Source organism: Rhodopirellula maiorica SM1 (assembly GCF_000346295.1).
Classification (GTDB): Bacteria; Planctomycetota; Planctomycetia; order Pirellulales; family Pirellulaceae; genus Novipirellula; species Novipirellula maiorica.
The window spans coordinates 1-9835 of the sequence record NZ_ANOG01000001.1; the positions used below are offsets into that span (position 1 = coordinate 1).

General features: G+C 54.5%; 7 protein-coding genes. 3 read left to right on the forward strand and 4 right to left on the reverse strand.

The window, feature by feature from the left end:
- The first annotated feature begins 1 nt into the window (after position 1).
- Both RMSM_RS43665 and RMSM_RS00005 read left to right on the forward strand, forming a co-directional pair.
- On the forward strand, positions 2 to 178 hold the full coding sequence (locus RMSM_RS43665) for a GNAT family N-acetyltransferase (RefSeq protein WP_008689631.1): 177 nt from the start codon (positions 2 to 4) through the stop codon (positions 176 to 178).
- A gap of 625 nt (positions 179 to 803) precedes the next feature.
- Complete coding sequence (locus RMSM_RS00005) at positions 804 to 1334, forward strand: hypothetical protein (protein WP_040763239.1); 531 nt, start codon at positions 804 to 806, stop codon at positions 1332 to 1334.
- 389 nt (positions 1335 to 1723) lie between these two features.
- Here the strand turns inward: RMSM_RS00005 and RMSM_RS00010 are convergent, their stop codons facing one another.
- Positions 1724 to 2953 carry a pyrophosphate--fructose-6-phosphate 1-phosphotransferase gene (locus tag RMSM_RS00010; protein ID WP_008689636.1) on the reverse strand — a complete coding sequence of 410 codons (1230 nt, stop codon included), beginning with the start codon at positions 2951 to 2953 and terminating at the stop codon, positions 1724 to 1726.
- A 346-nt stretch (positions 2954 to 3299) separates the two neighbouring features.
- Here RMSM_RS00010 and RMSM_RS37930 point away from each other — a divergent pair, with 346 nt between their 5' ends.
- A complete protein-coding gene (locus tag RMSM_RS37930; protein WP_081613950.1) occupies positions 3300 to 3665 on the forward strand; it encodes a hypothetical protein in 366 nt (121 codons plus the stop codon).
- 299 nt (positions 3666 to 3964) lie between these two features.
- Here the strand turns inward: RMSM_RS37930 and RMSM_RS00020 are convergent, their stop codons facing one another.
- The 3 genes from RMSM_RS00020 to RMSM_RS00030 all read right to left on the reverse strand — a co-directional run.
- Complete coding sequence (locus tag RMSM_RS00020; RefSeq protein ID WP_040763240.1) at positions 3965 to 5407, reverse strand: sulfatase family protein; 1443 nt, start codon at positions 5405 to 5407, stop codon at positions 3965 to 3967.
- A gap of 317 nt (positions 5408 to 5724) precedes the next feature.
- Positions 5725 to 7116, reverse strand: coding sequence for a DUF1501 domain-containing protein (locus RMSM_RS00025; RefSeq protein WP_040763246.1), 1392 nt, complete (start codon positions 7114 to 7116; stop codon positions 5725 to 5727).
- A gap of 59 nt (positions 7117 to 7175) precedes the next feature.
- A partial coding sequence (locus RMSM_RS00030) for a DUF1549 and DUF1553 domain-containing protein (RefSeq protein ID WP_040763242.1) occupies positions 7176 to 9835 on the reverse strand: 2660 nt, incomplete at its 5' end.

A 9835-nucleotide genomic window follows, 5' to 3' on the forward strand; every position in this document is an offset into this window, starting at 1 on the left:
AATCAAGTGGGCACAAAGTGAGAATTACCGCCAGCTTGTTCTCGATGTTGCCAATCCAAACATCCCAGCGATACGGCTCTACGAATCTTGCGGCTTCGTTCCCACAGGAAAAACGGGCACCCTTCCACCGCCGCGGCAGCATATTCTCGAAAACGAGATGGCGATGATTTTTAATTGACCGCATGATCTCCGTAAACGCCGCCGTTGCTGCTCGGCGCCCCAGCTATACTGATGCTCTGGTTGCCTCCAGTAGTATCCTCCGCCGAAGCAGGCTCGATAGAAGGGGTTATGCTGGAACCAAATCACCAACGTTCGTGCGTTCCCCATGTTCTAACCTTCCATGTTCTAACCTTCCTTTCCCAGGTGCTGATCATTTGCAACTGCATTATCCTTGATGCTTTAGCGATGCAGATACTTTCCTGCCGTAACCTTAGGTTGCGTTCATTTTTGAATAAAAGTGGAGGACCGGATTGGGGAGTGCATCACCGTGCTACCCCCCTTGTAAGAAGCGAGCCGGCAATTTGTGCCGCGCCGTCGCGTCCGAGTTCCCATCAACGCTCATTCGCGTGAGTGCTTATATGCACGGTGCACGCTCGACGGCAGAAAAGAAGTGTGTGAAGTGATGTCCTAGCGAGAAATCGGTGGCAGACCGTGGACGCAGAGCTTAACCTAACACCCGAGAGACACCGCTATACTAGCCTAGCACACGCGATTTAGGGTGCCTGGTTCTCGGATACGCTTCCTCGCGTTCCCTGTGACTTGCAACGTTACCCCAATGAAGTAATGGCAACATGAAACGGCGAATGAAATTCTCGCTGGCAACGCTTCTTGCCGCAGTGGCCGTATCGGCGGCATGGTTTTCACACATCCACAATTCAGCCGCTAATCAGCGGGACGCCACGGTTTGGCTCGATAGCATACACACTGGATTGTGGCGTTACGATTCTGATCCACAGCATGCCGGATTCGCAGACCCGGCTACTCGCGACTCTCGTGGCACAGTCGAACCGCTGTTTGGCCCGGACTACGTTCACGACATCGAGGAAGTACTCGCCTATGATCCGGCGCTCGGTAACCTCAATCAAATCGCCAAGTTGCGAAAGCTCACTACGCTCAACATTGGGTCTGACACACAGCTTGATCTTTCAGCTTTACCGAAACTATCCCATTTGAAGCAACTCACTATCCACGCCCAAGGCATCAATACGCTCGAACCATTACACCATATGGCCGCCTTGGATTCCGTGCTGATAATCGACACCCCTGTGGACCCTAATGAGTTGGCGGCACTCAAAAATGCAAGACCTGAGTTACAAATTCAAGTCACGCCGTAACCAATGCATTGGCGGATAAACAAGACTGCGTGTGGATTTCTGAAATCACTTCGGGACTTCGAATAACATTGCCGACCCAATACCTGGGACACGCGTCCCAGGCCACGACATTTCGTCGCGTCCTCCCTTGCGGCATGATCAATCGAACCACGTCGGCACTAAACAGCCCCGACTTTTGCGGATTGAGGTCGTGCAACGTGTGAGACGTTAGCAAAAATTCTCGAGCGCAGATGATTCTGCGGAAAGGTAGACAGAAAGATCGATGACAGAAAGATCACGCGGTAATGGCTCGTGACCGCGAGGAAATTTCCACACGGCCTCCATCCACGGCCATCCCGTGAATCGATCGGCTGCCCACCGTCGCAGGCTGCGACGGAACCAGAGTCTCTTTACACGTGCTCGGTTTCGACCACGTCGCCCTTGGGCTGTTTGATTTCGCCTAGCAGTTTTCCGAACCATGTCGAACCGATGTCAAATGGCTTTCCGCCTTTGATTCGCTCGAACTCAATCGCTCGCAATTCGTCGCCACGTTCTTCGTCTTGTCCGACCACGCCGCTGTCGCCCGACAAACCACACTCGACGGCCTTGTTTGCACAGCGGGCGATCAGCTCGATATCTTGCTCATTCGCTCGCGCGGCCCGACTGTAGTAGCCGCTTTTTTGGACCAGTACTTTTTCGGCACCGATCATCTTGGCGAATTGTTGACCGAACCATTTGCCGGGGTTCACGGCATCCAGTTTGTAGTGACCAAAGGCGTCCTTGGGAACTTCTTCGCCACGCGACTCCATTTCTTGCACGATAGTGTCGACCCCGGCGCCCTCGGAAATGAAGATGTTGACACAATCGATCTCGTCCAAGATCGCTCGCAACCGATCCGCTTCCTGCTGAAGTTCGAAATGCATCTCAGGAATGTAAACGCCGTGCACTTCTTTGCGTTCACGGCTGAGCCCGGTTTCCGGCAAGAAATTGAGTTCGTCGAGACGTTCGCGATACTTGTTCGCCGTTGCCGCGGTCAACCAACCGCAGTTGCGCCCCATCACTTCGTGAACGATCAACATGCGTGGGTTGGCGTTGTGTTCGGCGACCACGTTCTCGAAGAAACGTGCGCCTTGTTCGGCCGCCGTCCATGCGCCCAGACTTTGCTTGATCGGGATGACGTCGTTATCGATCGTCTTGGGTAATCCAACGACGGTCAGGTCATAGTCGTTTTGTGCCAGAAACGCTGCCAAGTCGGCCGCAGTGGTATTGGTGTCATCACCGCCAATCGTGTGCAACACGTCGACGCGATCGGTTTTCAGCTGTTCGGCCGCAACGTGCAGTGGATCCTGGCCCTCTTGGACCAACCCACGTTCTACACAATCGGCAACATTGGTCAGCTTCACACGACTATTGCCAATCGGGCTGCCACCGTGTTGGTGCAGCACCTTGGCATGCTCACGAACGCTTGGCGTGACCAGAAAGCTATCGCCTAGTAACAGTCCTTTGTAACCCGATCGGTAACAAAGAATTTCAACTTCAGGAGCTTTCTCTGTATAGGATTCGATGAGTGCACCGATGGCCGACGACAGGCACGGGGCCAATCCACCGGCGGTAAGGATTCCGACTCGCTTGACCGACATGATTCTGCATCCCTGAAAAGGCTGGGTTTGAACGGAGTTGATTCGACGTGCATCACAAAGCCAGCGATGCCGCTTGCGATTAACATCAATCGATCTCCCCTTTTTAGGAAATCGCCGCCGCGGGGACAATCGGGCGAATAACCAGGCACTCGCAGTAATGGATTTCGGTTCGTCGCGGTTAGGGGACGCAAGCGGTCCGAAACTTCGCTGTGGGGGTAATTTATTTTCCAGAATCGCTAACCCAAACAGGGTAAATGCTATTTCTCAACTAATCTGGAATCTGATATTTCACTCTGCACAGGCACTTTCGCCTAAGAATTTCGTCAAGTTTCAATAGGAAACAAAAATGTCGAAGAATACCGCAGCCACCGAAACCTCGTCGCCCGCCAAGAAGAGTCCCGCCAAAAAGACTCCCGCGGCCAAGACAGCCTCGGCTGCAAAATCGTCTATGGCAGCAAAGGTTCCGTCGGTAGCAAAGGTCACCGACGCTACTGTCACACCGTCGACCGAGAAGAAGCGTTCGATCGCCAAAAAGACTCCGGTTGCCAAGAATAGCCCTGCTGCAAAAGCCACGTCGGTTGCTAAGAAGCCCTCCACTGCTAAGCAACCCGCCGCCGCTAAGAAGCCTGCTGCCGCTAAGAAGCCGGTCGCGGTCAAAGAACCCAAGGTTGCAAAAAGCAGTACTTCCAAAGCGACTCGCAAAGCAGCCTAGCTTCGGCGGTAACCCTACGCCGACTGCGAACTCAGTGGCGCGTCCAATCCCCAAACACCATCGTTACGCATTGATGCGTTGCGATGGTGTTTTCGCTTGACAACAAAACTCGGCCTTAGCCCATTAGGCGAACCGGGGTTAACGTTTTAGGCTTTTGCCCGTATAGACACCATCTGCAGTCTCAAAAATCGCGTCGTCGGATTCGGATCGCGACACGGGCCGAAACTGTTGGCGAGTTTCGCTACGAATAGTGAAACGCTTGAACGGTAAAATGGAGCGAATCGCTTGGGGAGTTCCTGTTACGGAAGCCGGATGGGACCAGGATGATTGATATCGGTCGCCCCGGAGGCCGCTCCAGGCAACTCGCCGTACTTGAATGCCTTGCGGTCTTTCGCAGGGGAGCCGGGCGGTGCGTCACGATCGGGAGTGGGATTCGCCGGTATGGTATCGCCGGTCTGCTCGGTCCACTGCGTCAGCAAGCCGCGAGCTTTCTCGAGGACCTGTTGTGTCTCGGGATTTGTAGCGAGGTTATTTAGTTGATCGTGGTCTTTGCCGGTATGGTAAAGCTCTTCGGCGGGACACGGATTCAAGAAGACATTCTGTTGCGGCTCGGTCAATTCGTTCGCTGCTTTGGCAGCCCACAAATCCTCGCCAGCACCACCCAGATAAGCTTCGACACAGAGGTTTGGTTGATCCGGGAAATTGTTGCGAATGTAGAGCCAGTCACCGAAACGGACGAGTCGTTCGTGATTGCGGTACACATGCCAATTGTGCTCAGCAAACACGACATCGCGAACGCGGGCCGAAGTATCTTTTAAAATCGGAGCGAAACTGACACCTTGAATCCGCTGGTCTTTTTCAATGCCAGCCAAATCCAGCACGGTTGCAGCGATGTCGATGGAACTGATCAAGCTGTCGGTAACTCCCTTTGTGACCTCACTTGGATAATGCACGACGAACGGCGTCTTGATGCCGCTGTCGTACAACCGAGTTTTGCAACGCGGAAAAGGACGCCCGTTATCGGCCATCACGATCACTAGAGTGTCGTCGAACACTTGTTGGCGTTTCAGCTCTGCGACGACTTGGCCAACGTAATGATCAAATCGACTGACTTCGTGGTAATAGCTGGCGAGGTCCTCGCGAGTCTTCGGGGCGTCGACCATGTACGGAGGAACGACGACGTCGTCGGGTTCGTATTTTGGTGCTTCGTCACTGAAAGCCCAATCGCGATGTGCATCGGTCGACGCGTACCAACAAAAGAAAGGTTTGTCCTGAGGACGTTTTTCAAGGATCTGGACCCAGTCCCCTTCTTTGCCAGGTCCTTTGCCTTTGGAGATTTTACTAAAAGCGACATTGGCATTTTTGCCCATGTGATGTTTACCCGACAACACCGTGTAATAGCCGGCGTCTTTCAACAACTGGGGAAACAACACCGATCCGGACGGCAGCTCGGTATGCAACTCGGGTGCACCGGTATTATGCGGATAGCGTCCCGTGATGATACTACAGCGACTCGGGCTGCAGCTGCTAGTCGTCAAGTAAGCGTTGTCAAACCGCATCCCGCTGGCTGCCAACGCATCAATATGTGGTGTTTGAATCGTCGGATGTCCATAACAACCGATGTCATCCTGGGATATATCATCCGCCAACAACAACACGACATTGGGACGGTCCGCAGCATAGGACAATCCCGCCGTTGCGAACCATAGCATGACGACAGCAATAAACAGGGTATTTTTCATAAAGTCAGTTTTCCAGGGGCAGACGCGTGACATAGGGTGAGGGTGATATCGAAGCCACGGTGAACGGAAGCATGGTGTTTTACGGATGATCGATCACAGCGATGCGAACGAGAGGCACCGCGGTAGAACTCTATAGTGTAACCAGAATTCGCGGGGGCCATGTGGGGCAGCAGGCCCCGGAGCGTGATCATGACGTCGTGGATCTTGCCAAAAATCCCCAGGCCATCTCTGCTTGATGACAAGCCGGAAGCGCACCCCACATTCAAGCCCGAAACGTTTGGCGAGTTTCGCTTCAGAAAGTCGATTTTCGAGAGATGTTACGCGATAACGTCGTGAATCACGTGGCCTTTGACATCGGTCAATCGCATGTCGCGCCCCCCGAATCGGAAGGTGCTGCGAGTGTGGTCCACGCCCATCAGATGCAACATGGTCGCATGCAGATCATGAACCTCGGCTCGATTTTCGATCGCCTTGTACCCCCATTCGTCTGTTGCGCCGTAGATCGTGCCCGGTTTGACTCCGCCGCCGGCCATCCAAACGGTGAAACCGAATTGATTATGATCGCGACCGTTGGCGCCTTGTGCAAACGGAGTGCGTCCGAATTCACCCGCCCACACCACCAACGTCTCATCCAGCAAACCACGTTGGCGAAGGTCTTTTAACAGTGCGGCGATCGGTTGATCGACCGCGCGGGCGTTGTTCTCGTGCCCTGCCTTTAGGTTCGAATGTTGGTCCCAGCGATCACCACCAACTTTGGGGCAGGTCAACTCGATAAAACGCACCCCACTTTCGATCATACGTCGAGCGATCAAACACTGAGCCGCATAAGTTCGCGTCGGCTCGTATTCCGATTCCATTCCATACATCTGCTGGATCCAAGCCGGTTCCTCTGTGAGCGACATCACCTCGGGTACCGCCATCTGCATCGCATAAGCGAGTTCGTAGTTTTTAATCGCCGATTCGAGGCTGTCATGACGCCCAAAGTTCTGTTCGGCAAAACCGTCCAATTGGCGAACGAAGTCCAATTTATCGCGTTGTCGTTTGTCACTCGGCTCGGTGCGGAGGATGTTTGCCACTCCCGACCCCGATGGTTTGAACACGGACCCCTGGTAGGTGGCGGGAAGAAATCCGCTACCAAAACAATCAAGTCCGCCGGGCGGAATCAGCCCGCCATTGATGACCACGAAACCAGGCAAATTCTGAGACTCGCTGCCCAATCCATAATTCACCCAAGCTCCCATACTCGGCCGCCCCTGCAGTCCGCTGCCGGTGTGCAGGAAATAGTTTGCAAAGGTGTGCTCTGGAAACTCCGACACCATCGATCGCATCACCGCCAACTCGTCAACACACGTCGCCACGTGAGGAAACAAGTCGCTAACCGGGATACCGGATTGGCCGTATTGCTTGAACTTCCATGGGCTCGCCAACACGTTGCCGTTGTTATTGAACTGAGTCGGCTCGACGTTAAATAGTTTGCCGGGATCTTGGCCATCGTACTTGTCCAACAACGGCTTCGGATCGAACGTGTCGATTTGCGACGGGCCGCCGTCCATGTACAAGAAGATCACATTTTTGGCGCGGACTTGATGGTGCGGACCATGGTCTGCAAAGCCGAGATCGGGTGAGGAGCCGCTGGCGGCAAACGCTTTGTCTTGCCCGAGCGCCGCGAGTGCCACGGCAGCAAAACCGCTACCACACCGCGTCAACATCTCACGACGCGAGGTGGGGCCCGATTGATAACGTTGGCAGGGATAGGTGTATTGGTGTGTCATCGCAGGAAAATAAACTCCTTGGTATTGATCAGTGCGTGAGCAAAATCGGCCCACGCATCCAATTCGGAATCACCGTGTTCGGACGCCAAATAGGCTTGGGCCACCGCGATCTCGCGTGCGGACGGTTGACGTGCAAACGCCGATTCGTACATCCACTGAATGCGGTCATGCGTATCCGGAAAATCATTCATCACCTGCTCAGCCCATCGTCTCGCTTGCTGTACGACAAACGGATCATTCATCAGAATCAACGATTGCGCGGGCACGTTGGACACATTTCGTCGTCCCATCGTGCTAAAGGGAACTGGCGTATCAAAGGTCAGCATGAATGGCGAAAGGAAGTTGCGACGGACCGAGATATAAATCGATCGGCGACCGTTTCCATCGAGCGGGCCGCTGGTCTTGGGGCGTCCGCGCCCATCCATGAACGAAGTCAATTGAATCGGTACGGGCTCACCAAACATCGTTTTGTCAAGTCGACCGGACAATGCCAATAACGAATCGCGAATCGCCTCTCCTTCGAGTCGCTTGGGAGGACGATGGTGCCACAACAAGTTTTTTGGATCCGCCTGAGCCGCATCCGGGCTCACACGGCTGGACATTTGATACGTTCGCGACAATACGATGTAACGGATCATTCGCTTGATACTTTGGCCGTCGTGCTGAAAACGAGTCGCCAAGTGATCAAGCAATTCGGGGTGGGTGGGTCTTTGCCCAAGCACGCCAAAGTCATCGGTGGTTGGCACGATGCCGCGTCCAAGCAAGTAATGCCAAATGCGATTGACAATCACTCGCGAGGTCAGCGGGTTGCTGGGATCATTGATCTGCTGTGCTAATTCGAGCCGCCCGCTGCCCGATTTGATTTCCATCGGACCTTCGCCCGCCACGGCTGTCAGAAAATGACGTGGCTCGATATCGCCGGGCTTGGACGCATTGCCGCGAATGAAAATCGCAGCGTCTTCACCGCTGCCGTCCATCATCGCCATCGCGGTGTGCGACGGTTTCATGATTTGCGACCGCAACAGTTCGCGTTCGTCCGCCCAGGCAACGGCGATTTGTTGCAACTGTTCGGCAAGCTCTTGCTTTGCTCCTAATCCATTTCCGGCGGCGGCAACGTTCACCGTATCAAACACGCTCGCGGTATCTGCGGTTTGAAACGCGGATGCCCCGTTTGCCTTGGCCTGCTTGATCTGCTCGGCTGTTCCTTGGATTACCCACTGCACTTCAAGCTGCTTGTCGATTTCCGGCGTAAATTCCAGATGCAGTCGATGGCCGAGATAACGAGCCAAGTTCAGTTCCACTGATGTCGCATTGCCGGGAATCTTTTGCACCGTTTCGCCGTGCAGTGGACCGGCGATCAAGCGATGCGAATCGACACAGACCACGACGTGACCTTCGCCACGAACCCTGCACAGGACTCGATCCCCGGTTAACTCGAACGTCGGGGTTCGCAAGGTTCGGCCGCTGCGTGGCAGTTTCTTCAGCTTGCTGCGATTCTGCATTCCGGTTTCTCTGAGCGACTGCAGCCCATTCCACAGCGGATCGCTGATTGCCGAACCATGTGACGCCACTCGGATCGTTGGCTTCGATTCGCTAACATCCAAATATGCATCACCGGCGCGTCGCGGAGCATCGCCGAAAATAAATCCGTCCTGCATGTACTGATCCGCGGGCAACGTCTGGTAGTCCATGACAAGCAAGTCAGCGATCACCGATGGCAAGGCGACTGGTTCAGGCAGTTTGCCACCATGTTGGCGGATCAGCCCCGCCACTCGCTGACGATAAGCCTGGTCGACTTTGGCAAGCCGCTCGGCCACCCGGCGGTTGTGTTCCAACGACTCGAAACGCACTTGCCGATAGTCACTGCTCTGCAGGAATCCTGTTAACGAGTAGTAATCCGCAGTCGAAATCGCGTCAAATTTATGGTCGTGACAACGTGCACAAGAAACGGTCACGCCCAAGAACGTTTTTGACATCACGTCGACCATATTGTCAAAGCGATCGGCTTCGTCTTTGCGGATATCGACCGGCGAATGCACCCATTCGCCGAGGAACCAAAAACCGGTCCCCAGTATCGATTCGTTGAACCCGTCTTCGGAATTCAACCGCGGCTGCGTCAACAGGTCACCGGCGATATGTTCGCGGACAAGTTGATCGTACGGCACATCCGCATTGAAGGCGCGGATGACGTAGTCGCGATACTGATATGCGTTCAATGCATCATCGTCAAACTCGTGTCCTCGCGATTCGGCGTATCGCACCAAGTCCAACCAATGCCGCCCCCAACGTTCGCCAAACTGAGGCGATTCCAATAGATCGTCGACCAAGCGTCGGAGTGCCCCCGGTGATAAATCACTGAGAAATGTGGCGGTTTGTTCGGGCGTGGGCGGCAACCCGATCAAATCAAAGTACACCCGCCGCAGGATCGCGGCCCGTTCAGCTTCCTCGGCCGGATGCAGATCGTTCTGCTCAAGTTTCGACAGAATGAAATAATCGAGTTCCGCCTTGGGCCATGATGCGTCCTGGACCGCCGGAAGTGACGGCGACTGCACAGGCTGCCAAACCCAGTGATCTTTTTTACGCTGCTGCAAATCGAAATCAGGCGTTTGCGTTGTCGCCTCCGGTGCCTCTTCGTCAGGCCAAGGAGCCCCCAATT